Raw genomic sequence first — 24,413 nt, 5'->3', positions numbered from 1 at the left:
GTCGCGGCCTGGTCTGCCACAGGGCCGTAGCCGGTCGGTCGGCTACGGCCGGTCCCCGAAGACCGTGCGGTGCCAGTCCTTCCTGGCGACCGCGGTGTTGTCGAACATGACGTGCTTGACCTGCGTGTACTCCTCGAAGGAGTAGGCGGACATGTCCTTGCCGAAGCCGGACGCCTTGTAACCGCCGTGCGGCATCTCGCTGATGATCGGAATGTGATCGTTGACCCAGACGCAGCCGGCCTTGATCTCGCGGGTCGCGCGGTTCGCGCGGTAGACGTCGCGGGTCCAGGCGGAGGCCGCGAGTCCGTACGGTGTGTCGTTGGCCAGCGCGATGCCCTCGTCGTCGGTGTCGAAGGGGAGCACCACGAGGACCGGGCCGAAGATCTCGGCCTGCACGATCTCGCTGTCCTGCCCGGCGTCGGCGACGAGCGTGGGCGCGTAGTACGCGCCGCTCTTGAGCTCTCCCTGTGGGGCCTCTCCGCCGGTGACCACGCGCGCGTAGCCGCGGGCCCGGTCGACGAATCCGGCGACACGGTCGCGCTGGGCGTGCGAGATCAGCGGGCCGAGGTCGGTGTCCGACGCGAAGGGATCGCCCACCCGGACGCTCGCCATCAGGGCGCCGGTGCGCTCCACGAACGCTTCGTAGAGAGGCCGTTGCACGTACGCGCGCGTGGCGGCCGTGCAGTCCTGGCCCGTGTTGATGAGCGAACCGGCGACCGCGCCGTGCACGGCGGCCTCCAGGTCCGCGTCGTCGAAGACGAGGAAGGGGGCCTTGCCGCCGAGTTCCAGGTGGAGGCGCTTGACGGTCGAGGTGGCGATCTCGGCGACGCGCCTGCCGACGGCGGTCGACCCGGTGAAGGAGGTCATGGCGACGTCGGGGTGCCCGACGAGATGCTCACCGGCCTCCTTGCCCAGACCCGTGACGATGTTGATGACCCCGTCCGGGATGCCCGCGTGGGTGGCCGCCTCGGCGAACAGCAGGGAGGTGAGCGGGGTCAGTTCGGCGGGCTTCAGCACGATCGTGTTGCCGGCCGCGATCGCCGGGAGGATCTTCCAGGCGGCCATCTGGAGCGGGTAGTTCCAGGGCGCGACGGAGCCGACGACGCCGATGGGTTCGCGGCGTACGTAGGAGGTGTGGTCGCCGGAGTACTCACCGGCCGACTGGCCCTGCAGATGCCGGGCGGCGCCCGCGAAGAACGCGGTGTTGTCGATGGTTCCCGGCACGTCGAACTCGCGGGTCAGCTTGAGGGGCTTTCCGCACTGCAGCGACTCGGCCTGGGCGAACTCCTCGGCACGCTCGGCGAGTACGGCGGCGAAGCGGTGCAGCGCGTCGGAACGCTCCCCGGGGGTGGTGCCCGCCCAGCCGGGGAACGCCGCGCGGGCGGCCGCGACGGCCGCGTCCACGTCGGCGGTGCTCGCCAGCTCGTACGTGTAGACCTCCTCGCCCGTGGCGGGGTTCACGACAGCGTGCGTACGACCGGAGGTGCCCTTGGCGAGACGCCCTCCGATGTACTGCGCGCCGTCCGCGAGACGGTCCTGCGCCTGGAAGCGATGGCCCGGATTGTGCATGTCGCTCTCCTCCGCCGTCCTCCCCGTCGAGACGGGGGTCGGCGTAGCTCCAGCTCGATTTGAGTGCCGATCCTGACAGAGCAAAGGGACTCCAACAAGTGATTCCGTTGTTGCCTTTTGGTTACGCGACGGAATCCTTCGACCAGGTGTCGAGTCCCCCCGGAAAAGGCGGGACGGTATGTCAGTGGTGCGTGCCACAGTGGCGTGCATGGGGAAGATCGAGTCGCGGGAAGCACTGGTCAGTGCGGTGGAGTCAGGGGCGCGGGTGAAGTACCTGCACTTCTGGGGGCACCGCCCGAGGGCCGACGGCCAGGTGGGGTCGAGCTGTCTCAGCCAGTGGTGGCCGTCACCCTTCGTGGTCGAAGGAGTCGAATACGCGACAGCGGAGCACTGGATGATGGCGTCCAAGGCACGCCTCTTCGGCGACGCCGAGGCCGAGCGGCAGGCGATCGAGGCGCCGAACCCCGCCCTGGCCAAGAAGGCGGGCCGGCTGGTGCGAGGCTTCGACGACTCCCTGTGGGAGCGCGAGCGGTTCGAGATCGTCGTCGAGGGCAGCGTCCACAAGTTCTCCGCCCACCCCGGCCTGCGGGCGTTCCTGCTGGGCACGGGCGAGCGAAGCGAGATGGGGGTCCCCCCGGCCGAAGGCTGGGGGAGGGTACTGGTCGAGGCGAGTCCGACGGACCGGGTCTGGGGCATCGGCCTCGCCGCGAACGACGAGGGCGCCTTCGACCCCCGCCGCTGGCGGGGCGAGAACCTGCTGGGCTTCGCTCTGATGGAGGCACGCGAGCGGCTGCGCGCGGCGGACGCGCCCACGGAGGCGGGCTCCTAGCGATCGGCCGGAGGCCCCGCCGCCAGGGGCGGGTGGCGGTCCGCGGTTGCCGGGGCGGCGGCCCCGTGGGTGGCGGTCCCCGGATGCGGTGGTGTCCCGACCGGCCAAAACTGTCCGTGTGAGTGGCATGTACGCAGAGCAGAACGACATCGCGCCCACCGCACCCCGCACGCCGCGCCAGTCACTGGCCCTGGCGGCGATGCTCTTCGCGGTGGCGATGACGTTCATCGACCAGACGATCGTCTCCATCGCGGCGCCGGACATCGTCCGCGAGCTGGGGCTCTCAGCGTCCGGGATGCAGTGGGTGGTGAACGCCTACCTGCTGTCGCTGGCCGCGTTCTTCGCCCTGGGCGGGCGGCTGGCCGACCTGCTCGGGCCACGCCGTGTCGTCGTCGTGGGCACCCTGGTGTTCGTCATCTCGTCGGTGCTGTGCGGCTGTGTGCCCGAGGGAGACCTCGCCCAGACCTGGCTGATCGTCTTCAGGGCGACGCAGGGGCTGGGGGCCGCTCTCCTCTTCCCCGCGGCCCTCGCCGTCGTCGTGGCCGTGTTCCCGGTGCGGCGGCGCGGCCGGGCCCTGGCGCTGTTCTTCGGACTGTCAGGAGCGCTGACGGCCATCGGCCCGCTGCTGGGCGGCTGGCTCACGGCATGGACCTGGCGGGCGATCTTCTGGGTCAACGTGCCCGTCGCCGTCGTGGCGCTCGTCCTGACCGTGCTGGCGCACATCCCCGACAGGCGGCGCGACGAGTCCCTGGACGGCGTCGGCGCCGTGCTCATCGCGGTCGGCATGGGCCTGAGCGTGCTCGGATTCCAGCAGGCCGCGTCCTGGGGCTGGGACAGCGTGGCGACCTGGGGCTGCATCGCGGGCGGCCTCGTCGTCCTGATCCTCTTCTGGCGCTACGAGCGGGACCGGCGCCACCCTCTGGTCAACCTGGCGGTCTTCCAGGACAGGGCGTTCACCGTGGACTCGCTGGTGCTCTTCTTCGCCATGCTGGCCTTCGTCCCGGTGTTCTTCTTCGCCTCGGTGTACGCGCAGGTCTCCCTCAGCGCCTCGCCCGACCAGGCCGCGCTCTACCTTCTGTACTTCTTCGCGGGCTTCGCGATCGCCTCCCAGTGGGGCGGCCGCATGCTGGACAGGCAGGGCCCGCGGCCGGCCCTGAAGATCGGCACCGCCCTGGGCGCGGTCGGGTTCTACCTCTGGGCCGGCAAGCTGACCGACCTGTCCATGCACGACCAGTGGCCGTACGTCGCCCTCGCGGGAGCAGGGATCGGCTTCATCCTGGCGCCCGCGTCCACCGACGCCGTCAACCGGTCCATCGGAGCCTCCTACGGCGAGGTCACCGGCATCACCCAGACCGTCCGCAACTACGCGGCGAGTGTCGGGCTCGCCGTCTTCGGGACCGTCCTGACACACACGATGACGGACAAGGTCGTATCGACGCTCCGGTCCCACGGCCTGTCGTCGACCGAGGCCCACAGCGTGGCCGACGACATCGCCCAGGCGGTCACGGGCAACTCCGACGCACGGCAGCCGACGGGCACCGGCGTCACCGCGTCGACCATGCGGGAGGTGATGAGCAGCGTGCGGACGGACTTCGCCGAGGCCAACCAGCGGGTCTTCTACGGCATGGCGATCGCACTCGCCGTCGGGTTCCTGTGCGCCCTGCGCCACCCCGGCGGCCGAGGGGGGACGACGGAACCGGAGGAACCCCCGCCGGCCGGCTGACAGCGCCGCCGGGCCGGTCCACGGGACGGGCCCGACGCGGCCCGTCACCGGTGGGTCACACGGCCCTCACCGCTGTGTCACCAGGGACGTGCTGAAGCCGTCGTCGCCACCCGCGTCACCGCTGCCGTCGCCGTCGCCGTCGGAAGCGAACACGATGATCAGGACGAACACGCCGACGGCGAGAACGAGTCCGACGGCTCCGCAGATGACCCCGGCCAGTGCCTGCCCGGGGTTCGTGGCCTCGCCGCGGCGGGCCTTGGCCCGGCCGATCAGGCCGAAGATCACGGCGAGGACGCCCAGCACGATCGACAACGGCCACAGGACGAACAGGATCGCCGCGATGATGCCCAGCACGAGCCCGGCGGTCCCCATGCCGTTGCTCGGCATGGGGCGCATCAGTGGCCAGCCGTATCCCTGTACGCCCGGATAGGGGGCACCCGCGGGAGCGCCGGGGTACTGCGGGAAGCCGTAGCCGTACGGGAGGCCGGGGCCGCCGGGGGCGATCGGCGGCGGAGGGACGGGCTCGCCGGGAACGGGCTGCGGGTACGGGCCGCGTGCCGCCGGCGGTGCGAAGGGGTTGCCCCAGGAGGGACCGCCTGGGGTTCCCGGTCCGGGCGGGACCGATGCGCCGGGTGGGGCGGGTGCGCCGGGCAGCGAGGTGATGGTCGGCAGGCCGTACACCGGAGGAGGCGTGGCACTCCCGCGCACCGTCTGCCCGGGCGAGGCGATCTCCTCGGGCGGCGCCCAGGGGTTGAACTCGGGTTCCCGGTCGACGGCAGGCTTTCCGAGAGAGACCTGGGTGCCGGGGACAGGGGCGGCGAAGGGTGCGGTGCCCTGCGCGGGAACGGAGGCCTTCGGCCCGTCACCGGGCACACCGCCCACCACGGGTGCCGGGTACGCCGGTCCGTCACCGAACGCGCTGTCCACCCACCGCGCACTCGCATCGGGCCCGGAACCCGGACCGCCGTCCCGACCGCCGTCCCGACCGTCGTACCGGTCACTGTCCGACGCAGGTGCCGCGTGGTCCGCGCCGGGCGCGGATATGCGGTCCGATTCGGGTATCGCGTCCGTCGGAGCGGCACCCGGACCGGGATCCGGCGCGGCGCCCGGCACGGGTGACCCGGTCCGCGCGGGCGCCGGGTCCGCACCGCCCGGCGCGGTCCACGGGTTCGCCTCGTCCGGCGGAGTCCACGCGCCCGTGTCGCGTGGGGCTGTCGGCCTCTGGGCGTCGTCGGACATGTGCGAGGTCCCCTCTCTCGTACGTTCCGTCATGCTACGGCCCGTACGGCTCCTGGGGATCTCCGTCGTACGACGGCCCGTGCCGGACACACCGGGCCCGCCGGGCGGGGGCCGCCTACGATGATCCCCGAGCCATCGATCAGCCGATCACCCGCGTCCCCCTGTCACGGTCAGGGGAACGCCGTTCCGGGGAGGAACCCGTTGACCGAGCACATCACCGCCCGCGACGACGCCCGCGACCTGCACACCTTCATCGCCGGGCTGCCCAAGGCCGAACTGCACGTCCACCACGTCGGCTCCGCCTCCCCGCGCATCGTGTCCGCCCTCGCCGCCCGCCACCCCGACTCCCGGGTGCCGACCGACCCCGAGGCGCTCGCGGACTACTTCACGTTCACGGACTTCGGCCACTTCATCGAGGTGTACCTGTCCGTCGTGGACCTGGTCCGCACGCCCGAGGACGTACGGCTGCTGACGTACGAGGTCGCCCGGGACATGGCGCGCCAGCAGGTGCGCTACGCCGAGCTGACGATCACACCGTGGTCCTCCACGCGGCGCGGAATCGACGAGCGCGCCTTCATGGACGCGATCGAGGACGCCCGCAAGGCCGCCGAGGCCGAGCTCGGTGTCGTCCTGCGCTGGTGCTTCGACATCCCGGGCGAGGCCGGTCTGGAGGCGGCCGAGGAGACCGTGCGGCTCGCGACCGACGACCGGCTGCGACCGGAGGGGCTCGTCTCCTTCGGACTCGGCGGCCCCGAAGTCGGCGTTCCGAGGCCGCAGTTCAAGCCGTACTTCGACCGGGCCCGCGCGGCGGGACTGCGGTCGGTGCCGCACGCGGGTGAGACGACGGGCCCGGAGACGGTCTGGGACGCGCTCAACTTCCTCGGCGCCGAGCGCATCGGCCACGGCACGAGTTCCGCGCGGGACCCCAAGCTGCTCGCCCATCTCGCCGGGCAAGGCATCGCCCTGGAAGTCTGCCCGACCTCGAACATCGCCACCCGCGCGGTCCGCACCCTCGACGAGCACCCCGTCAAGGAATTCGTGGCGGCCGGGGTGACGGTCACCGTCAACTCCGACGACCCGCCGATGTTCGGCACCGATCTCAACACCGAGTACGCGGTCGCCGCCCGGCTCCTCGACCTCGACGAGTCGGGCCTCGCGGAACTCGCCAAGAACGCGGTGCGGGCGTCGTTCCTCGACGACGCGGGAAAGGCGGAACTCGCCGCGGAGATCGACACGTACGCCGCGACCTGGCTCGCGCTCTGACCCAGTACAAGGAACCCATGCGCACCGTGACCGCAGTCGCCCATCGCGGCGACCCCTACCGCGCCCGTGAGAACACGATCGACTCGCTGCGTTCCGCGCTCCAACGGGGCGCGGACGCCGTCGAGATCGACGTACGGCTGACCCGCGACCGCGTACCCGTACTCCTGCACGACGCGACACTCAAACGTCTGTGGGGACACGACCGGCCGCTGCGCGCGCTCTCCGCCGACGAGGTGCGCGGGCTCACGGCGGGCGGGGTGCCGACCCTCGCGGAGGCACTGGGGGCGACCGGCGACAGCCGGGTCATGGTCGACCTGCCCGGACCGGTGGACGCGGGAGTCGCGCGCGAAGTCGTGGACGTGGTGCGGGCCTGCCGCGCCGAGGAGCGGGTGTACTACTGCGCCGCGGCCCCCGCCATGCTCGCGGTGCGGGCCGCGGACCCGTCCGCGGAGATCGCGCTGACCTGGACGACCGCCGCGCCGCCGCGCCGTGGGCTGCTCGAAGCCGTACGGCCGCACTGGCTCAACTACCGCTTCCCGCTGGTGAACCGGGACCTCGTGGCCCGCGTCCACCGCGACGGCCACCTGGTCTCCGTATGGACCCCGGACACCCGGCGCTCCATGCGCCGGCTGCTCGACATGGGGGTCGACTCGATCACGACCAACCGCATCGACGCCCTCACCGCCCTGCGCGGGGAGTGAGCCGGCCCGGCGGTCGGCATCGGCAGACGGCAGACGACGGACCGGATGCGGTGGGTGTGCCCGGTGCGGCCGCGACCGGAATCGTGCCTGCGGCGAGGCGTGCGTGCGGCGGGGCGTGCGCGGCGGTCGCGAGGCACGCAACGGGTCGGGGTCGTCACGGTCGTACCTTAGGGGCGACCCCGACCCGGATGCGGGGGGCGACGCCCTGCCTGGTGAGGATCCGGAGGGTCGAGCGCGGACGGAGGATGAGCGGTGTCCGCTTCCGGCACACCGCCCTCAGGAGCACTCAATGCCCTTACGCCGCCCGGCAGTCGCCCTCGCCGCCGCCCTCGCTCTCGGTCTCGCGGCCGGACCGCTGGGCGCCCCCGCGTTCGCCGCCCCCGCCGCGGCTTCGGCGCGGACGGCCGCCGGACCCGACGCCGACGCGCTGCGCGCCGCGCTGGCCGGACTCCCGGACGCGGACGCGACGGCGGCGCTCGTACGGGTCGGCGGCAGCGACGGCACGTGGCACGGCAGCGCCGGGGTGCACGACCTGGAGAGCGGACGCGCGGCCGATCCGGACGCCCGCTTCCGCGCCGGTTCCACCACGAAGGTCGTCACGGCGGCGGTCGTCCTCCAGCTCGCGGCCGAGGGCAGGGTCGGGCTGGGGACTCCCGTGCAGAAGTACCTCCCCGGGCTGCTGCCGCCCGCCTTCGAGCCCGTCACCGTACGGCAGTTGCTGAACCACACCAGCGGCATCCAGCCCGGTGACGGCTTCGGCGACGCCTTCGAGGACGTGTACGCGCACCGCTTCGACACCCTCACACCGCGCGAGGTCGTGTCCTCCGCGGTGGCGAAGGGACCGGAGTTCGCGCCGGGCACCCGGCAGGACTACCTGAACATCAACTACACGATCCTCGGCATGCTGATCGAGAAGGTGACCGGCCACACGTACGCGCACGAGGCGGCCCGGCGGATCCTCGGGCCCGCCGGGATGCGCCACACGTACTTCCCCGGCACCGACCCGTACATCCACGGGCCGCACAACCGCGGCTACCAGGCGGTGCGGCGGCCCGACGGCACGACGGCGTTCGTGGACGTCACCGACTGGAACCAGGCCGACCGCTGGGCCGCCGGCGACATGATCTCCACGACGGCGGACCTGGAACGCCTGATCACCCGGCTGTTCAGGGGAGACCTGGTCCCGGCGCGGCAGTTGGAGGAGATGTTCACCGTGCCCCGGGGCATCAAGGGCGCCGACATGAGCGCCGGACTCCAGCGCTTCGAGTACGGGGGCACGGTCTACTGGCTCAAGTCGGGCGCCCGGTACGGCTACAGCACCGCGGTCGCGGCCACCCGGAACCTGTCCCGCACCCTCGTCTACTCTGTCGGCTCGACCGACGCCAAGGGCGAGACGATGAACCCGGTCGCCCGGCGGATCGCCATGGCGGCGCTCAAGTAGCGGGTACCGGAGCGGTCGAGCGGCGCGTACCGGTGCGGTCAAGTAGCCAGTGCCGACGCGGTCGTTCGGTCCGGGGTGAGTGCCTCAAGTCGCTTGATCTTCTTCCGGAGGACGTACAGCGGGATCACCCCGAGGATCCCGAAGGACAGGTCGACAACCGTCCACCAGAAGGGAATTCCGCGGATCGGTCCGCAGATCAGGGCCAGCGGGACGATGCCGGCGCAGGCGATCATCCCGAACTCGACGACCCAGATGTTGCGGACCGGATCGCGGTACGGACCGTAGAAGGCGACCGCGATCACCAGATGCGCGAACGCCAGCCAGTCCGTTCCGTAGAGCAGGAAGGGGTATTGGGCGTCGGCGGTGTCGAGGCCGTGCCGCACACGCACGATCCAGTCCATCAGGACGGGCAGGTGCTCCGGCACGGACAGGGACCTCAACAGATCCTCGGCCCAGTGGAGTTCGTGTACCAGGGGGAAGGCCGTGGCGCCACTGAGCACCAGGCTGACGACGAAGAAGACAAGCCACGCACGGATGCCCTTGAGCAGGGCGGCTCTGTCGCTCATGGCTGGAGCGTACGCCCCGACTTGAACGTGTTCAAAACCGCCCCTGCCCAAGGGCCCGGTGGCTCAGGCGCCGCTTTCCCGCAGCATGTCCTCGCGCTCGACGATCTTCACGCGCTCACGGCCCTGCGGTTCGCCCAGCGCCTTCTCCGCGGCGTCCAGCCGGTACCAGCCGTCCCATGTGGTGAAGCGGACGTCCCGCTCGCCGAGGAAGGCGTCGACGGCCGCCGGGTCGGGTGAAACGGGCGTGTGCAGACGGCCGTTCACGTGGTCGTCGAGCAGGCTCGCGACCGTCTCGTTGGCGTCGCCCTTGGTGTGACCGATCAGACCGATGGGACCGCGCCGGATCCAGCCGGTGACGTACGTGGACCGCAGGTGCTCGCCCGAGTCCTCCAGCACGCGGCCGGCCGCGTCCGGCACCGTGCCCGAGTCGACGTCCCAGGGCAGCTTGGGCAGGCTGTCGGAGAGGTAGCCCACGGCGCGGTAGACCGCGGTGACGTCCCAGTCCTTGAACTCGCCGGTGCCCTTGACGTTCCCGGTGCCGTCGAGGGCGGTGCGCTCGGTGCGCAGGCCGACGACCTCACCGTTCTCGCCGAGGATCTCGGTGGGCGACTCGAAGAAGTGCAGGAACAGCTTGTGCGGGCGGTCGCCCGCGTCGCGGATCGCCCAGTTCTCCAGGGTCTTGGCGACCATGTCGGACTGCTTGTTGCCGCGCCGGGTGGCGATCGAACCCTCGTCGTAGTCGATGTCCTCGGGGTCGACGATGACCTCGATGTTCGGCGAGTGGTCCAGCTCGCGCAGCTCCATCGGGCTGAACTTCGCCTGCGCCGGGCCGCGGCGGCCGAAGACGTGGACCTCGAGGGCCTTGTTGGCCTTGAGCCCCTCGTGGACGTTCGGCGGGATCTCGGTGGGCAGCAGTTCGTCCGCGGTCTTGGCGAGGATGCGGGCCACGTCCAGCGCGACATTGCCGACACCGAGGACGGCGACCTTCTCCGCCTCCAGCGGCCAGGTGCGCGGAACGTCCGGGTGGCCGTCGTACCAGGAGACGAAGTCCGCCGCGCCGTACGAGCCGTCGAGGTCGAGGCCGGGGATGTCGAGGGCCCGGTCGGCCGTGGCACCCGTGGAGAAGATCACCGCGTCGTAGAAGGCGCGCAGATCGTCGAGGCTGATGTCGCGCGGGTAGTCGACGTTGCCGAAGAGACGGATCTGCGGCTTGTCGAGCACCTGGTGCAGGGCGGTGATGATGCCCTTGATCCGGGGGTGATCGGGGGCGACGCCGTAACGGATGAGACCGAACGGGGCCGGCATCCGCTCGAACAGGTCGATGGAGACACCGGGCTCGGCGGCCACTGCGGATTTCAGCAGCGCGTCGGCGGCGTAGATTCCGGCGGGGCCGGCTCCGACAATGGCTACCCGCAGAGGGCGAGGCATGATCAGATTCCCTTCGAGCAGGGGCAGGGGACTCGACGGGAAGCCTAAACTGAGGCAAACCTAAGTCAGTAGGCGGGTCCGGGCTATGACCTCATAAGGCTGACTTATGGGTCCTGAAGGGCCGCTTTATGGGTGGGCTTCCTGTGCGGCCGGTGGGGCCGGAGGCTACCGGGAGCACGGCGAGCAGAAGCGGCCAGGGGCCCGGCCAAGCACTCGCACCACGGCCGCCACCCCGAACCACCCAGGCACACAGACCACAGGCGGCAGGCGGCAGGCGGCAAGGCAGGCCACGGGCCACCGGCCGTCGGCCGCCCCGCCCGCGTTCGCGCACCGGCGACCACCCCGACCGCCTACCGCCGGACCGGCGTCGACGGGGTGGGGACGGCCCCGGTCCGGACGGCGGACGGCGCCACGCTCGCGGAGGCCCGTGTCGCCGACGGGGTGCCGGTGCGGGCGGGCGTACGGGTCCGGGCCGTGGGAACGGGTGCGGTGCTCGGAGCGGAGCTCCGGTCGGAGTGACCGGTCCCGCTGGGGCGGGGGCTGACTCGCCCCGGCGACACCGAGGGGCTGGGCACGGCCGACGGACCGCTCGCGGGCGGCGGCGCCAGCGGGGGCACCGGGGACACGGGTGCCTGCGGCGCGGCCGACCGCAGCGGCAGCGCGACGAGGACACCGACGGCACACGCCACGCCGACCCCGGCCGCGGCGCGCAGCAGCCGGCGACGGGCGGCACCCCGGCGGATCGCCTCGTAGCGGCCGGGGGGTGGTCCGAGGTAGTCGGCGGGGGGCCGCATGATGACGGCGAGCGGGTCGTCGGGGCCGAAGTCCGGACCGTCGTCAGAGTGTGTGATCAAGACTTCTCCTCAGGTGGGCGCGGAGCAGTTCGCGGGCCGCGTGGAGATCGGCCTTGATGGTTCCCTCCTTACGCCCGGTCAGCGCGGACACCTCCCGGATCGGCATGTCAGCGTAGTAGTGCAGCAGGATCGGGACGCGCAGCCGTTCGGGAAGCGACTGCACGAGCAGACGTACGGACGGATCGGCCTGTTCGTTCCGCGGGCCGACGGCCGCCTCGGTGGTGGCCCGGTGCACGGCCCTGCGCTCCCGCTCCAGCTTGCGCCAGTGGTCCCGGACGAGGTTGGCCGCGGTGACGTAGAGGAACCCGCGCGGCTCGGCCACGGAGGTCCAGCGGGCCCAGAGCCGGGTGAACGCCTCCGAGGCGATCTCGTGGGCCGTGCCGTCGTCGTCGACGAGACGGCGGCACCAGCCGGCCAGGCGCGGATAGAGGGCGGCGAACAGCTCGGACGCTGCCTTCTCACGGGACCCTTTCAACATTCTCCATGGTCGTGACGGCACTTGAGGGGAAGAATCCCGGGCCGCGGGCATACGGTCCAGCGGCCCAGGATCCCGCCTCCGGGTCCACGTCGGACCCGGAGGCTGTGGCAGGGAACGGCGGTCGCCTGTCAGGGGCCCGCGGAGCTCAGCGCCGCGAACACGATCACGTTGTCGAGGTAGCCGCTTCCGGAACGGAGACCGCCGCAGGTGATGAGCCGCAACTCCGGGCGGTCCACGTCGCCGTAGACCGCGTCCGTCGGGAAGTCGGCCTTGGCGACCGTGCGGACGCTGCTGACGACGAACACCGCCGACCTGCCGTTCTCCAGGCGCACCACGATCCGGTCGCCGTGGCGCAGCCGCGCGAGGTGACGGAAGACGCCGTCCCCGTACGCGCCGACCGTGACATGACCGAGGATCACCGACGGGCCCTTCTGGCCCGGCGTCGGCGAGTGCCGGTACCAGCCGGCCCGGTCGTGCGCCGCGATCGGGGGCACCTGCACGCTGCCGTCCGGGGCCAGCCCGAGCCGCATGAGCGGGGTGTCGACCCCGATGGCCGGTATCCGCAGCCCGACCGGGACCGAACGCCCCAGCGCGTGCGCCGGCTTCGTGTCAAGCCGCGAGGCCGGAGGTGCGCTGCCGGTCCGCGAGGCCGGAGACGTGTCCCCGGGCCGCGCGGTCGTGGGCGAGCCGGCCGGGTGCCCGCCGCAGCCCACGAGCAGCGCGGCCATCGCCGCGGTGACGAACGCGCGCCTGGAGAAGGACGTCATGCCCCGGAGGCCCGTCGGCGGCGTACGACGAGGACCGTCGCGCCGGCGACGAACACGGCGGCGGCACTTCCGCCGATCAGCCCGCCCGGTCCCGAGGACTGGGCCGCCGTCGGCGCGACACCGGTGTCGGGCGCCCCGCTCGGCCGGACGGAGACCTGAGGAGAGGCCGGCGCCCGCGACGGTACCGGGCTGGGGACAGCGGAGGCCTTCCGGGTGGCGGCGGGGCTCGCCGGGGCCGGCGCGGCGGTGACGCTCGGACGGGTCCTGGGGGTCGGGGAGGCCCCGTCGGCGAACGCGGGCACCGTGCCCACCAGCACGGCGGTGCACGCGAGTGCCGTGGCACTGAAGACGGTTCGGCGCATGAATCGCTCTCTTTCGTCGGTCCGCCCGCCCGTTGGCACGGCGGGCTGCGTTACGGATCGAGCGGAGAGACGAGGCAGCGAGGGACGGGGTTGTAAAGGAAAGGCAAAGGCGCCGGGGTGCGGCGGGGGCGGCCCCGGCTCACAGCCCCGCTATCGCGTTCCAGCGCTTGGCGAACTCCGTGCGCTCGGTGGAGGTGACGTCCCTGGCGATCGCGAGGCGCTCGCGCATGGTCGCGTCCGGGAAGATCAGCGGGTCCTCGGCGAGGGCCGCGGTGTCCTTGTCCTTGGAGGAGGCGAGGACGTCCTGGGCGGCCGGGACCGGACAGACGTAGTTGACCCAGGCGGCCAGCTCGGCGGCGACCTCCGGCTGGTAGTAGAAGTCGATGAGCTTCTCGGCGTTCGCCTTGTGCCGGGCCAGGTTCGGGATCATCAGCGACTCGGCCCACAACTCGGCGCCCTCCTCGGGGACGACGAAACGGATGTCGGGGTCGTCGGCCTGGAGCTGGATCACATCGCCCGAGTAGGCCTGGCAGGCCAGCACGTCCCCGCCCGCGAGGTCCTTGATGTAGTCGTTGCCGGTGAAGCGGCGGATCTGGCCGCGGCGTACCTGCTTCTCGACCTGATCGCACACCTGGTGGAAGTCGTCGGCCCGCCACTTCGTGATGTCGACGCCGTTGCCCTGCATGAGCAGCGCGAACGCCTCGTCCAGGCCGGAGAGCAAGGTGACCCGGCCCTTGAGGTCGTCGGCCCACAGATCGGACACATGCCTGATCTCGCGGCCGGCCTTGCGGCGGTTGTACGCGATGCCGGTGATCCCCGACTGCCACGGCACCGAGGCCTTGCGGCCGGGGTCGAAGGCGGGCGAACTCAGCAGCGGGTCGAGGTACTTGGTGACGTTCGGCTGCTCGGCCCGGTCCATCTCCTGGACCCAGCCGAGCCGGACGAACCGCGCGCACATCCAGTCGCTGATGACGACGAGGTCGCGGCCGGTCCGCTGGTGGTTCATCAGGGACGGGCTGATCTTGCCGAAGAACTCGTCGTTGTCGTTGATCTCCTCGATGTAGTCGACGGAGATCCCGGTGCGCTTCTCGAAAGCCTCCAGCGTCGGTCGGCTGGTGGTGTCCTCGTCATCGGTGTCGATGTAGAGCGGCCAGTTCGCCCAGGTCAGCCGCTTGTCCGTGGCGGAGAGGTCGGCTCCGGCCCGGTCGCCCGGTTCCACGTACGCCGCCGGTACCCCGCATCCCGCGAGGGCTCCGAGCGCGGCACCACCGCCCAGGGCGCGCAGCAGGGACCGGCGGGACGGGGGCGAGGTCTTCCGATTCACTGGCACGCGCCGAGCATGCCCACCCGGGCTCGGTCCGGACAATGGACGCTGCGTCGACCGGTCGCCCGTCGACCCGACACCCTGTCGATCACTTTCCGGGCGTTTCGAGGACTCCGGGCGCGCGGCCGTCGGCCGGGCGCGCGTGAGTTGCCTGCCCGTCGGGCCGCCTCGCACGGGAAGCGGGGCCGTCGGACGACCGTACGCGGGAGGCGGGCGCGGCGTCCGGTCCCGGCGGGGGAACCGGCGGTGCGCAGGGCGGGAACGTGACCCTCACCGTCAGGCCGCCCTGCGGACGGGGCCATGCCTCGACGGTGCCGCCGTGGGCGGTGGCGACGGCCGTGACGACGGACAGGCCGAGGCCCAGGCCCTCACGATGGGGGCCCTTCCCGTGCGGGCGGGGCCGAGGGTGCGTACGGGTCCGTTCCGCACCGAGGCGCCGGAACGGCTGGAAGAGTCCGGCCACCTGGTCGCGCGGGATCACCGGGCCGGTGTTGTCGATCCGCAGGACAGGGCGCCCCGCCTCCGTCCCGGTCCACAGTCGGACCCAACTCTCGCCGTTCTCTTGGGTGTTGTGCCGTACGGCGTTGTCGGCGAGGTTCGCCACCAGCCGCTCGATCAGCTGGGGATCGCCCAGCAGGAGCGCGGAGTCGAGATGGGCCCGCACCCGCGGCCCAGCACCCTCCGGCCCACCGTGCGCGGACCCGTCACCCTCGGCCCGATCACCCCCGGGCCCGGCGCCCTCCGGCCCACCGTGCGCGGACCCGTCACCCTCGGCCCGATCACCCCCGGGCCCGGCGCCCTCCGGCCCACCGTGCGCGGACCCGTCGCCCTCGGCCCGATCGCCCCCGGGCCCGGCGCGCTCCGGCCCACCGTGCGCGGACCCGTCGCCCTCGGCCCGATCGCCCCCGGGCCCGGTGCCCTCCGGCCCACCGGTCGGCTCCCCGCCTCCGTCGACGACCGCGCCGTCCGGGAACCATTCCCTCACCATCTCGGCGAGGTCGATGAACTCCCGCCGCTGAAGGCCCCGTTGGCTGCGCGCGAGTGTCAGCAGGGCATCGATGAGCCGCGCCTGCTCCTGTCCGGCGGCGCGTACCCGCAGGCACGCGGCTCGCAGGCTCTCCACCGACGCCCCGGGGTCGGCGAGCGCGACGTCCACGATCGCCTGCTGGAGCGTGAGCGGAGTGCGCAGTTCGTGCGACGCGTTGGCGACGAACTGCTTCTGCGCCTCGAACGCGCCTTCCAGCCGCCCCAGTACGTCGTCGAAGGTGTCGGCCATCGCCTTGAGCTCGTCCTCGGGGCCGGGTACCGCCAGACGCTGGCGGAGGTTGTCCGCGGAGATGCGCCGGGCGGCGGCGGTCATCGTGCGCAGCGGCGCGAGGACGCGGCCGGCCATCAGCCAGCCCAGGGCCACGGAGGCGAAGGTCATCACGGCGAGGGCGATGCCCGCCTCGACCAGCAGTTGGTGCAGCTGATCGGCGCGCAGGGCCTCGGCGTACATCGTGAGCGTCGGCGGATCGGGGCTGGTGAAGGCGTTGCCCCCGGGCAGCCCCGGCCCCACGGACGAGCCGATCGCCGTCGACGGTGTGGACCGCGAGGCGAGCAGGTAGGTGAAGCCGAGCAGAGCCGCACCCGCCACCATGAACAGCGCGCTGTAGAGCAGGGTCAGCCGCCAGCGGATACTGCGCGGGGCCAGCCGCCACCGGATACCGCCCGGGGCCGGCGTCCGGCGTGGTGCGCCTCGGCCCGGCGCCCGACGAAGAGCGCCCGGGGCCGGTCGTCGGCGAAGAGCACCCGGGACCGGCCACCGGCGGAGGTCGCGCCGCCCCGGCCACCGGCGGTGACCGTACGGTTCCGGCCGCGGGCGGGGAGCGCGCGCGGCCGGCCGGGGCCGGGGGCGCCCGTCGTGCGGGTCCGGCCGGTTCGGGCCTGAAGGTCCGTCCGTCATGCGATCCGGTACCCCGCCCGGTCCACCGTCGTGATCAGCGGAGGCTCCCCCAGCTTGCGGCGCAGACGGCTCACCGTGACCTTCACGGTCTGGCTGAAGGGGTCGGCCGCCTCGTCCCAGGCCCGCTCCAGGAGTTCCTCGGTGGAGACCACGGCGCCCTGCGCGGCCAGCAGGAGTTCGAGCACGGCGAACTCCTTCGGGCTGAGGGCGAGCCCCGAACCGCCCCGCGTCGCCTGCCGCCTCGCCGGGTCGAGCCGCAGCTCCCCGCGGACCAGGACAGGAGGCAGCGCGGGCTGCGCGCGTCGCGCCAACGCCCGTATCCGCGCGACGAGTTCGGCGAACGCGAACGGCTTCGGCAGATAGTCGTCGGCACCGAGGCCGAGCCCCATGACCCGGTCGGCCACCGTGCCGGACGCGGTGAGCATCAGCACCCGCGCCCGGCTGTCGCCCGCGGTCAGCGTCCGGCACACCTGGTCGCCGTGGACGCCGGGCAGATCGCGGTCGAGCACGACGACGTCGTACCCGTTGACCTCTGCGCGCTCCAGCGCCGTGGGCCCGTCCAGCGCGAGATCGACCGCCATGCCCTCGCGGCGCAGCCCGGCGGCCACGGTCTCGGCGAGCTCTTCATGGTCCTCGACCACCAGCACACGCATGGCGGTCAGTGTGGCGGCCCGGGGGTTACACGGGGATAAGTGTTCCCTGCGCGAGCCCCCGCACCCCCGGCCGGGCCCGGCCGTCCCGGCGTACGCCTTCGGCTCGCCGTCGGTTCGCCGTCGGTTCGCGATAAGGACGGCCGTTCCCGTGCCGTAACCGCCCCCGGGCTTGGCTGGAGCACAACACGACACCGCACCCCGCCCTGACGGTCGAGCCACGACACGTGACGGCGCGGTCGTGTGCCAACGCGTCCGCCCCGGCGGCACCGCCGCCCGCCCCATGGAGGAAACCCATGCGTGCACTGGCCACTCGGCCACAACGACTCGCCCTGGCCTGCGCCTTGATCTCGGCCGCCACCCTCGGGACCGTCAGCGCCTCGGCCGCTTCGGCGTCCGACAGGTCCACCGTGACCACGGCGACGGCGTGGACCGCCGCGTCCGCCCGGCTCACGCAGCACGCGACCGGCCGGCCGCCGAAGGGCAGTCTGCCGCCCGGAGGAGCCATGCTGGCCATCGGTTACCGGCCGACCTCGCACGCGCCCGGCGACGTGAACACCGCCGACGACGCGTTCGCGGCGTGTATGCGCGGCCATGGTCAGAAGGTCTTCCCGGCGTTCCACGCCTCGAAGGACAAGCGGGGCCACATCCGGTTCAGCGTGAGGGTGGGGGCGTCCAAGGGATTCGACCCGCAGTCCAAGAGCTACCGGGCCGCCGTGAAGGCGTGCTCGCCGATCCTGAAGAAGGCCGGCATCACCGTCTCGTCGGGCGCCGGTCTGCCTCCGCTGCCCGTTCCGGGCAAGCCCGGCAAGCCCGGCACCGGATCCGGCAGAAGCCCTGTCGGCGGCTCCGTCGGAGGCTACGGCGAGCTGCCCGGCTTCCACACGGAGAAGGGGAACGGGGAGGCGGGCGCACCCGACGGACCCACGCTCTCCAGCGTGACCGAGAGCGTCTGAGCCGAACGCCCAGGGGGAACACCGTGGCCCCGGCCGGGATCGACTCCCGTCCGGGGCCACGTGGTGCGTACGAGCGGAGCGTGAACGCCGCTCGGTCAGCCGGCGGTCAGCCGTCCAGCGACGTCATCACGTGCTTGATGCGCGTGTAGTCCTCGAACCCGTAGCCCGACAGGTCCTTGCCGTAGCCGGACCTCTTGAAGCCCCCGTGCGGCATCTCGGCGACCAGCGGGATGTGGGTGTTGATCCACACGCAGCCGAAGTCGAGGGACTTGGACAGGCGCATCGCCCGGCCGTGGTCCTTGGTCCACACCGAGGAGGCGAGGGCGAAGTCGACGCCGTTGGCCCACTCGATCGCCTGGGCCTCGTCCGAGAAGGACTGGACGGTGATGACGGGGCCGAAGACCTCGTTCTGGATGATCTCGTCGTCCTGCTTGAGGCCGGAGACGACGGTCGCGGCGTAGAAGTAGCCCTTGTCGCCGACCTGCTTGCCGCCCGCCTCGACCTTGGCGTGCGCGGGCAGCCGCTCGATGAACCCGGCCACCTGCTTGAGCTGGTTCGGGTTGTTCAGCGGGCCGTAGAGCACGTCCTCGTCGTCCGGCTGACCGGTCTTCGTCTCGGCGGCGGCCTTGGCGAGCGCGGTGACGAACTCGTCGTGGATCGACTCCTGGACGAGGACGCGGGTGGCGGCGGTGCAGTCCTGGCCGGCGTTGAAGAAGCCCGCGACCGAGATGTCCTCGACGGCCTTGGCGATGTCGGTGTCCTCGAAGACGACGACCGGCGCCTTGCCGCCGAGCTCCAGGTGGACGCGCTTGACGTCCTTGGCCGCCGACTCGGCGACCGAGATGCCCGCGCGGACGGAGCCGGTGATGGACGCCATCGCCGGGGTCGGGTGCTCGACCATCGCGCGGCCGGTGTCGCGGTCGCCGCAGATGACGTTGAAGACGCCCTTGGGCAGGATGCCGCCGAGGATGTCGGCGATCAGGACGGTGGAGGCCGGGGTGGTGTCCGAGGGCTTCAGGACGACCGTGTTGCCCGCGGCGAGGGCCGGGGCGAACTTCCACACCGCCATCATCATCGGGTAGTTCCACGGCGCGACCTGGGCGCAGACGCCGACCGGCTCGCGGCGGACGATCGAGGTCATGCCCTCCATGTACTCGCCGGCCGAGCGGCCTTCGAGCATGCGGGCGGCACCCGCGAAGAAGCGGATCTGGTCGACCATCGGCGGGATTTCCTCGGACCGGGTCAGACCGATCGGCTTGCCGGTGTTCTCCACCTCGGCCGCGATCAGCTCCTCGGCCCGCTCCTCGAACGCGTCCGCGATCTTCAGGAGTGCCTTCTGGCGCTCGGAGGGGGTCTTGTCCCGCCACTGGGGGAAGGCCGCGGCGGCGGCCGCCATCGCGGCGTCGACGTCCGCCTGGCCGGAGAGCGGCGCGGTCGCGTACGCCTCGCCGGTCGCGGGGTTGACCACCTCCGTGGTCCGTCCATCGGCGGCATCGCGGAACTCTCCGTCGATGTAATTGCGCAGACGACGCAGCTCGGTGCTCACTGCCCGGCCCTCCTGTCGGATGTCCAACGACTCAGGTGTCCACTACCTGAGATGCCTGGCCCCCACCCTAATCCGTGGCTCGACGTTTTCAACACCCCCGAACGGCTCAGAACTGCGAAATCCGCAAGACACGTACCCGTAAACAACGAATTTCATCGCCCGAACCTTGCGGAACTATCGAGACGTCGTGCACAGTGGGGCCGTGGTCAGTCGAAGCGCGGAACCCAGGGACTCGCGCGAGTCCAGGAACGGCAGTCCCCAGTTGGACACCGTCTCCCTCGCCATCATCGAGCAGCTCCAGCAGGACGGGCGCCGCCCGTACGCCGCGATCGGCAAGGCCGTGGGCCTCTCCGAGGCCGCCGTGCGCCAGCGGGTCCAGAAGCTGCTCGACCAGGGCGTCATGCAGATCGTCGCCGTCACGGACCCGCTCACCGTGGGCTTCCGCAGGCAGGCGATGGTGGGCATCACGGTCGAGGGCGACCTCGACCCGGTGGCCGAAGCGCTGACTGCCATGTCGGAAGTCGAGTACGTGGTGATGACCGCGGGCTCGTTCGACATCCTCGCCGAGATCGTCTGCGAGGACGACGACCACCTGCTGGACGTCATCAACAAACGCATCCGGGCCCTCCCCGCGGTGCGCTCCACCGAGAGCTTCGTCTACCTGAAGCTCAAGAAGCAGACCTACATGTGGGGAACCCGATAGCCGTGAGCACCAAGGACCTCAGCAAGACCGCGTACGACCACCTGTGGATGCACTTCACCCGCATGTCCTCGTACGAGAACGCGCCCGTTCCCACCATCGTCCGTGGTGAGGGCACCTACATCTACGACGACAAGGGCAAGCGCTACCTCGACGGTCTCGCGGGCCTGTTCGTGGTCCAGGCCGGGCACGGCCGTACCGAGCTGGCCGAGACGGCCTTCAAGCAGGCCCAGGAGCTGGCCTTCTTCCCGGTGTGGTCCTACGCCCACCCCAAGGCCATCGAGCTGGCCGAGCGTCTCGCCCACCACGCGCCGGGCGACCTGAACAAGGTGTTCTTCACGACGGGTGGCGGCGAGGCCGTCGAGACCGCGTGGAAGCTCGCCAAGCAGTACTTCAAGCTGCAGGGCAAGCCGACCAAGTACAAGGTCATCTCGCGTGCGGTCGCCTACCACGGCACCCCGCAGGGCGCCCTGTCCATCACCGGCCTGCCGGCCCTGAAGGCCCCCTTCGAGCCGCTGGTCCCGGGTGCCCACAAGGTCCCCAACACCAACATCTACCGCGCCCCGCTCTTCGGCGACGACCCCGAGGCCTACGGCCGCTGGGCCGCCGACCAGATCGAGCAGGAGATCCTCTTCGAGGGCCCGGACACCGTCGCCGCGGTCTTCCTGGAGCCTGTGCAGAACGCCGGTGGCTGCTTCCCGCCGCCGCCCGGCTACTTCCAGCGCGTGCGCGAGATCTGCGACCAGTACGACGTGCTGCTGGTCTCGGACGAGGTCATCTGCGCCTTCGGCCGCCTCGGCACGATGTTCGGCTGCGACAAGTTCGGCTACGTACCGGACATGATCACCTGCGCCAAGGGCATGACCTCGGGCTACTCCCCGATCGGCGCGTGCATCGTCTCCGACCGGATCGCCGAGCCGTTCTACAAGGGCGACAACACCTTCCTGCACGGCTACACCTTCGGCGGCCACCCGGTCTCCGCGGCCGTGGCGCTCACCAACCTCGACATCTTCGAACGTGAGGGCCTGAACCAGCACGTGCTGGACAACGAGGCCGGCTTCCTGCAGACCCTGCAGAAGCTGCACGACCTGCCGATCGTCGGCGACGTCCGCGGCAACGGCTTCTTCTACGGCATCGAGCTCGTGAAGGACAAGGCCACCAAGGAGACCTTCACGGACGAGGAGTCGGAGCGCGTGCTCTACGGCTTCGTCTCCAAGAAGCTCTTCGAGTACGGCCTCTACTGCCGCGCCGACGACCGCGGTGACCCGGTCATCCAGCTGTCGCCGCCGCTGATCTCCGACCAGTCGACGTTCGACGAGATCGAGGGGATCGTCCGCCAGGTCCTGACGGAGGCGTGGACCAAGCTCTGATCCCGCGCCTCGGATCACGCGCTTGATCCCGCGCCTCTGATCCTCAGCCGCGAGCCCGGCTCCGCCGACTTCCCCCCGGCGACCTCCGGCCTCCCGTCCGACTGATCAACACCGGCCCCGGTGACGCCCGTTCGAGTGAGAATGGGCGGCCCGGGGCCGCGTGCTGTCCGGCCTCCCGGCCCCGACTCCCTAGCGTGCCCTGTGACCGATCGGCCCTGCCTTCGTTCCCCCGTCCGGGGGACCGAGCGACCTCGAAGAGGCCGCCGGGCACGGCACATCAGATCTGAACGAGGTGTACGCGATGGTGGCCCCGCCTGACAACGACGTGCTCTGGGCACGCGCCCTGCACGTCGAGCACAACGGCTCGCCCGCGCTCAGCGGTGTCTCGCTCGGCGTCCGTGAGGGCGAGATCCTCGCCGTCGGCGGCCCGCGCGGCAGCGGCAAGACGACCCTCCTCCAGTGCCTGTCCGGCCAACTGCTGCCACAGCAGGGCGAGGTCTGGTTCAACAGCTCGCCCGTGCACACCATGGGTCCGCTCAGCCGCGAGCGGCTGCGCCGGGACCGGTTCGGCTGGATCGACCCGTTCCCGATGCTGGTCCCCGAGCTGAACGCCTGGGAGAACACCGCCCTCCCCCTGATGCTGCGCGGCTGGCCCCGCCGGGCCGCCAAGACCGCCGCCCTGGAGTGGCTGGAGCGCCTGGACATCGGCGGCTGCGCCCGCAAGCGCCCGCACGCCCTGCTCCAGGCCGAACGGCAGCGCGTCGCCTTCGCCCGCGCCATCGCCCCCACCCCCACCGTGCTGTTCGCCGACGAGCCGACGGCCCCGCTGCACCGCGCCGACCGCGCCCAGGTGCTGCGCACCCTCACCACGGCGGCCCGCTCGCACGGCATCACGGTCGTCCTCGCCACCCACGACCCGGACACCGCGGCGCTCGCCGACCGCACGGTGTCGCTGCTCGACGGACGGCGCGTGAACACCGTCCACCTGCCCCCGGTCGCCGAGACGAAAGGCCGGGCCGCGTGCTCGCTCTCCGCCTAGCCCGCGGGGGCCACCCCCTCGTCCAGCTCCGCCGGCTCCTGGTCGCCGCCGCCTCCGCGGGCACCGGGTTCCTGCTGCTGTGCACGCTGGGTTACGCGATGAGTCATCCGGACGCCTCGGCCGCCGGCGCGCTGCGCCTGGCCTGGTGCGTCGCCCCCCTCGCCGCCACGGTGTACTTCGCCGTCGCGGTGGCCCGCACGGACCCCGCCACCCTCCCCCGGTCCGGCCTGTCCGCCATCGGCCTCGGTCCGGGCCGGCTGATGGCGATCTCCGCCGTCACCACGGCCCTGTCCACGCTCCTCGGCTCCCTGCTCGCCCTGCTCTTCTTCCTCCACCTGCGCGGCGACCTGACCGGCATCCCGTTCGGCGGGGCGGCGACGGACTTCCTCGCCTCCGGCCAGTCCCTGCCCCTGCCCGCGGCCCTGACACTGCTCACCCTGGTGCCGGTCGCGGCCTCCGGCGCGGCCGCCGTGGTCCTGCGCCCACGGCGCAGCGGTCAGCAGCGCACCGCGTGGTCGTACGGCCGCACCTGGATCTCGGCACGGCAGAACGCGGTCGCGAACGCTCCGCGACGCGGGACCCGCGGCGGCGGACGGCCCGAGGACGACGGTCGCGGCACGCCCACGGCCTCCACCACGACCCGCACGGCCGCAGCCTCCACCACGGCCGACCCGGCCGACGGATTCACGGTGACCGGAACGGGGGACGGGTTCCGTGACGTGTCGGCCGGCACCGGCGGCGCCGCCCTTCCGCAGCCCGACCCGCGGGCCCCGGGCACGGACGGCTCCGAGGGCGCCGACTTCCACTGGACCGCCGAGGCGTACGCCGGTGGGGAGACCGCCCAGCGGGTGGGCGCGCAGGACCGTTCGGGCGCCGTCGCCCACAGGCACCCCGGGACGCCCGCCTCGTACGACGGTGCGGACGGGTCGTACGACGGTGCGGACGGGTCGTACGACGGTGGGGAGGTGCCGTACGAGAGTGCTGAGGTGTCCCAGGCGCGCCCGGACCGGCGTCAGGCCGCCGAGGCCCACTCCCGTCGGCTGCCGCCCCCGGAGGCCTCCCCGAACGGGCTCCCCTGGGGCGCGGCCGCGCTGGCGGCGGGGCTGGCCGTGGAGACGTACGCGAGCCGTTCGGGACGCGCGCCCGCGCTCGCGCTACCGGGCGGTTTCGTCGGCGGTCCGGCCGGAGTGCTGCTCGGCTGGGTACTGACGGCGGTCGGTCTGGCCCTCGCCGGGCCCGCGATCACGTATCTGTGCGGGCGGCTGCTCCAGGCCGTACGTCCGGGCGCGCTGCGGCTGCTGGCCGGGCGGGTGCTCCAGGCGGAGGCGCGGCGCATCGGGCAGCCGCTCGGCGTGGTGTGCGCCGTGGCGTCGGGCGGGTTCGCCATGACGACGCTGTACACCGGTGCCCGGCCCGCGTTCGGTCCGCTGACCACTCTCGGGGCCCTGCTGGTCGCCGGGTGCACGCTGCTGACGCTGGCGACCGCCGCCGTCGAGGCGAAGCAGGCCCGTGCGGACACCACGGCGGCCCTGCTGCGGCTGGGGGCGCCCAGCGCGTTGCTGCGCGGCGCGGCGGCACTGCGTGCCGGGGCGCTGTTCGCCGCGTTCGTCCCGCTGACCTGGGTGATCGCCGAACTGGCCGCGCTTCCGCTGATCAGCTGATC

The 24,413-nt window shown here is 72.2% G+C and carries 21 protein-coding genes and 1 pseudogene; 10 read left to right on the top strand and 12 right to left on the bottom strand.

Annotated elements, in window-relative coordinates; translation table 11 throughout:
• Positions 1 to 42 precede the first annotated feature (42 nt).
• Positions 43 to 1,569, bottom strand: coding sequence for a gamma-aminobutyraldehyde dehydrogenase (locus ACFYW8_RS27795; RefSeq protein ID WP_365873352.1), 1,527 nt, complete (start codon positions 1,567 to 1,569; stop codon positions 43 to 45).
• A gap of 178 nt (positions 1,570 to 1,747) precedes the next feature.
• On the opposite strand from ACFYW8_RS27795, the gene ACFYW8_RS27790 reads away from it, so the two are divergent.
• Together ACFYW8_RS27790 and ACFYW8_RS27785 are read left to right on the top strand one after the other, a co-directional pair.
• Positions 1,748 to 2,398: an NADAR family protein gene (locus ACFYW8_RS27790; RefSeq protein WP_389081874.1), complete on the top strand. Its 651-nt coding sequence runs from the start codon at positions 1,748 to 1,750 to the stop codon at positions 2,396 to 2,398.
• 127 nt (positions 2,399 to 2,525) lie between these two features.
• Positions 2,526 to 4,121 carry an MFS transporter gene (locus ACFYW8_RS27785; RefSeq protein ID WP_389082102.1) on the top strand — a complete coding sequence of 532 codons (1,596 nt, stop codon included), beginning with the start codon at positions 2,526 to 2,528 and terminating at the stop codon, positions 4,119 to 4,121.
• Positions 4,122 to 4,187: 66 nt separating this feature from the next.
• On the opposite strand, the gene ACFYW8_RS27780 is transcribed toward ACFYW8_RS27785, so the two are convergent.
• The gene (locus ACFYW8_RS27780) at positions 4,188 to 5,048 is read right to left on the bottom strand and encodes a hypothetical protein (RefSeq protein ID WP_389081869.1); all 861 of its coding nucleotides are present in this window, start codon (positions 5,046 to 5,048) and stop codon (positions 4,188 to 4,190) included.
• Positions 5,049 to 5,494: 446 nt separating this feature from the next.
• Between ACFYW8_RS27780 and ACFYW8_RS27775 the strand changes: the two are divergent.
• The 3 genes and pseudogenes from ACFYW8_RS27775 (at position 5,495) to ACFYW8_RS27765 (ending at position 8,765) form a co-directional block, all read left to right on the top strand.
• A pseudogene (locus ACFYW8_RS27775) lies at positions 5,495 to 6,623 on the top strand (adenosine deaminase).
• Positions 6,624 to 6,640: 17 nt separating this feature from the next.
• Positions 6,641 to 7,324 (top strand): glycerophosphodiester phosphodiesterase, encoded by a 684-nt coding sequence (locus tag ACFYW8_RS27770; RefSeq protein ID WP_389081864.1) that lies wholly within the window; start codon positions 6,641 to 6,643, stop codon positions 7,322 to 7,324.
• Between the two features lie 289 nt (positions 7,325 to 7,613).
• On the top strand, positions 7,614 to 8,765 hold the full coding sequence (locus ACFYW8_RS27765) for a serine hydrolase domain-containing protein (protein WP_389081859.1): 1,152 nt from the start codon (positions 7,614 to 7,616) through the stop codon (positions 8,763 to 8,765).
• Between the two features lie 38 nt (positions 8,766 to 8,803).
• On the opposite strand, the gene ACFYW8_RS27760 is transcribed toward ACFYW8_RS27765, so the two are convergent.
• The 9 genes from ACFYW8_RS27760 to ACFYW8_RS27720 form a co-directional block, all read right to left on the bottom strand.
• Complete coding sequence (locus ACFYW8_RS27760; protein ID WP_261708060.1) at positions 8,804 to 9,331, bottom strand: hypothetical protein; 528 nt, start codon at positions 9,329 to 9,331, stop codon at positions 8,804 to 8,806.
• 63 nt (positions 9,332 to 9,394) lie between these two features.
• A complete protein-coding gene (locus tag ACFYW8_RS27755; protein ID WP_389081852.1) occupies positions 9,395 to 10,759 on the bottom strand; it encodes an FAD-dependent oxidoreductase in 1,365 nt (454 codons plus the stop codon).
• Positions 10,760 to 11,109: 350 nt separating this feature from the next.
• Positions 11,110 to 11,613 carry a hypothetical protein gene (locus tag ACFYW8_RS27750; protein WP_389081847.1) on the bottom strand — a complete coding sequence of 168 codons (504 nt, stop codon included), beginning with the start codon at positions 11,611 to 11,613 and terminating at the stop codon, positions 11,110 to 11,112.
• Positions 11,597 to 12,088, bottom strand: a complete 492-nt coding sequence (locus ACFYW8_RS27745) for an RNA polymerase sigma factor (protein WP_365873467.1) — start codon at positions 12,086 to 12,088, stop codon at positions 11,597 to 11,599. Before ACFYW8_RS27745 ends, ACFYW8_RS27750 begins: the two co-directional genes overlap by 17 nt.
• Positions 12,089 to 12,219: 131 nt before the next feature.
• On the bottom strand, positions 12,220 to 12,858 hold the full coding sequence (locus tag ACFYW8_RS27740; RefSeq protein WP_389081844.1) for a class F sortase: 639 nt from the start codon (positions 12,856 to 12,858) through the stop codon (positions 12,220 to 12,222).
• Positions 12,855 to 13,220, bottom strand: coding sequence for a sortase-dependent protein (locus ACFYW8_RS27735; protein WP_389081839.1), 366 nt, complete (start codon positions 13,218 to 13,220; stop codon positions 12,855 to 12,857). The genes ACFYW8_RS27740 and ACFYW8_RS27735 overlap by 4 nt, the downstream gene beginning before the upstream one ends.
• A gap of 139 nt (positions 13,221 to 13,359) precedes the next feature.
• On the bottom strand, positions 13,360 to 14,550 hold the full coding sequence (locus tag ACFYW8_RS27730) for a spermidine/putrescine ABC transporter substrate-binding protein (protein WP_389081835.1): 1,191 nt from the start codon (positions 14,548 to 14,550) through the stop codon (positions 13,360 to 13,362).
• A gap of 82 nt (positions 14,551 to 14,632) precedes the next feature.
• Positions 14,633 to 16,183 (bottom strand): sensor histidine kinase, encoded by a 1,551-nt coding sequence (locus ACFYW8_RS27725; RefSeq protein ID WP_389081829.1) that lies wholly within the window; start codon positions 16,181 to 16,183, stop codon positions 14,633 to 14,635.
• A gap of 302 nt (positions 16,184 to 16,485) precedes the next feature.
• Entirely contained in the window at positions 16,486 to 17,142 is a 657-nt protein-coding gene (locus ACFYW8_RS27720) for a response regulator transcription factor (RefSeq protein ID WP_365873331.1), read from the bottom strand.
• Positions 17,143 to 17,435: 293 nt separating this feature from the next.
• Here ACFYW8_RS27720 and ACFYW8_RS27715 point away from each other — a divergent pair, with 293 nt between their 5' ends.
• Positions 17,436 to 18,095: a hypothetical protein gene (locus tag ACFYW8_RS27715; protein ID WP_389081822.1), complete on the top strand. Its 660-nt coding sequence runs from the start codon at positions 17,436 to 17,438 to the stop codon at positions 18,093 to 18,095.
• Positions 18,096 to 18,201: 106 nt separating this feature from the next.
• On the opposite strand, the gene ACFYW8_RS27710 is transcribed toward ACFYW8_RS27715, so the two are convergent.
• A complete protein-coding gene (locus tag ACFYW8_RS27710) occupies positions 18,202 to 19,641 on the bottom strand; it encodes a gamma-aminobutyraldehyde dehydrogenase (protein ID WP_365873327.1) in 1,440 nt (479 codons plus the stop codon).
• A gap of 187 nt (positions 19,642 to 19,828) precedes the next feature.
• On the opposite strand from ACFYW8_RS27710, the gene ACFYW8_RS27705 reads away from it, so the two are divergent.
• From ACFYW8_RS27705 to ACFYW8_RS27690, 4 genes are all read left to right on the top strand, one after another.
• Positions 19,829 to 20,344, top strand: coding sequence for an Lrp/AsnC family transcriptional regulator (locus ACFYW8_RS27705; RefSeq protein WP_365873325.1), 516 nt, complete (start codon positions 19,829 to 19,831; stop codon positions 20,342 to 20,344).
• Positions 20,329 to 21,711 (top strand): aspartate aminotransferase family protein, encoded by a 1,383-nt coding sequence (locus ACFYW8_RS27700; RefSeq protein WP_389081816.1) that lies wholly within the window; start codon positions 20,329 to 20,331, stop codon positions 21,709 to 21,711. The genes ACFYW8_RS27705 and ACFYW8_RS27700 overlap by 16 nt, the downstream gene beginning before the upstream one ends.
• Before the next feature lie 301 nt (positions 21,712 to 22,012).
• Positions 22,013 to 22,750, top strand: a complete 738-nt coding sequence (locus ACFYW8_RS27695) for an ABC transporter ATP-binding protein (protein WP_389081812.1) — start codon at positions 22,013 to 22,015, stop codon at positions 22,748 to 22,750.
• Positions 22,732 to 24,411, top strand: coding sequence for a hypothetical protein (locus ACFYW8_RS27690; protein ID WP_389081807.1), 1,680 nt, complete (start codon positions 22,732 to 22,734; stop codon positions 24,409 to 24,411). Before ACFYW8_RS27695 ends, ACFYW8_RS27690 begins: the two co-directional genes overlap by 19 nt.
• Positions 24,412 to 24,413: the final 2 nt, after the last annotated feature.

This window comes from Streptomyces sp. NPDC002742, assembly GCF_042888885.1.
Taxonomy (GTDB): domain Bacteria; phylum Actinomycetota; class Actinomycetes; order Streptomycetales; family Streptomycetaceae; genus Streptomyces.
The sequence above is the reverse complement of the archived record's forward strand: the minus strand, read 5'-3'. Positions and strand labels throughout refer to the sequence as shown.

Excerpts from the sequence above, each read along its gene's own strand:
- ACFYW8_RS27720 (WP_365873331.1), bottom strand. The coding sequence starts at position 17,142 with ATGCGTGTGCTGGTGGTCGAGGACCATGAAGAGCTCGCCGAGACCGTG.
- ACFYW8_RS27740 (WP_389081844.1), bottom strand. The coding sequence starts at position 12,858 with ATGACGTCCTTCTCCAGGCGCGCGTTCGTCACCGCGGCGATGGCCGCG.
- ACFYW8_RS27760 (WP_261708060.1), bottom strand. The coding sequence starts at position 9,331 with ATGAGCGACAGAGCCGCCCTGCTCAAGGGCATCCGTGCGTGGCTTGTC.
- ACFYW8_RS27790 (WP_389081874.1), top strand. The coding sequence starts at position 1,748 with ATGTCAGTGGTGCGTGCCACAGTGGCGTGCATGGGGAAGATCGAGTCG.
- ACFYW8_RS27725 (WP_389081829.1), bottom strand. The coding sequence starts at position 16,183 with ATGGTGGCGGGTGCGGCTCTGCTCGGCTTCACCTACCTGCTCGCCTCG.
- ACFYW8_RS27755 (WP_389081852.1), bottom strand. The coding sequence starts at position 10,759 with ATGCCTCGCCCTCTGCGGGTAGCCATTGTCGGAGCCGGCCCCGCCGGA.
- ACFYW8_RS27765 (WP_389081859.1), top strand. The coding sequence starts at position 7,614 with ATGCCCTTACGCCGCCCGGCAGTCGCCCTCGCCGCCGCCCTCGCTCTC.
- ACFYW8_RS27695 (WP_389081812.1), top strand. The coding sequence starts at position 22,013 with ATGGTGGCCCCGCCTGACAACGACGTGCTCTGGGCACGCGCCCTGCAC.
- ACFYW8_RS27715 (WP_389081822.1), top strand. The coding sequence starts at position 17,436 with ATGCGTGCACTGGCCACTCGGCCACAACGACTCGCCCTGGCCTGCGCC.
- ACFYW8_RS27735 (WP_389081839.1), bottom strand. The coding sequence starts at position 13,220 with ATGCGCCGAACCGTCTTCAGTGCCACGGCACTCGCGTGCACCGCCGTG.
- ACFYW8_RS27770 (WP_389081864.1), top strand. The coding sequence starts at position 6,641 with ATGCGCACCGTGACCGCAGTCGCCCATCGCGGCGACCCCTACCGCGCC.
- ACFYW8_RS27795 (WP_365873352.1), bottom strand. The coding sequence starts at position 1,569 with ATGCACAATCCGGGCCATCGCTTCCAGGCGCAGGACCGTCTCGCGGAC.
- ACFYW8_RS27785 (WP_389082102.1), top strand. The coding sequence starts at position 2,526 with ATGTACGCAGAGCAGAACGACATCGCGCCCACCGCACCCCGCACGCCG.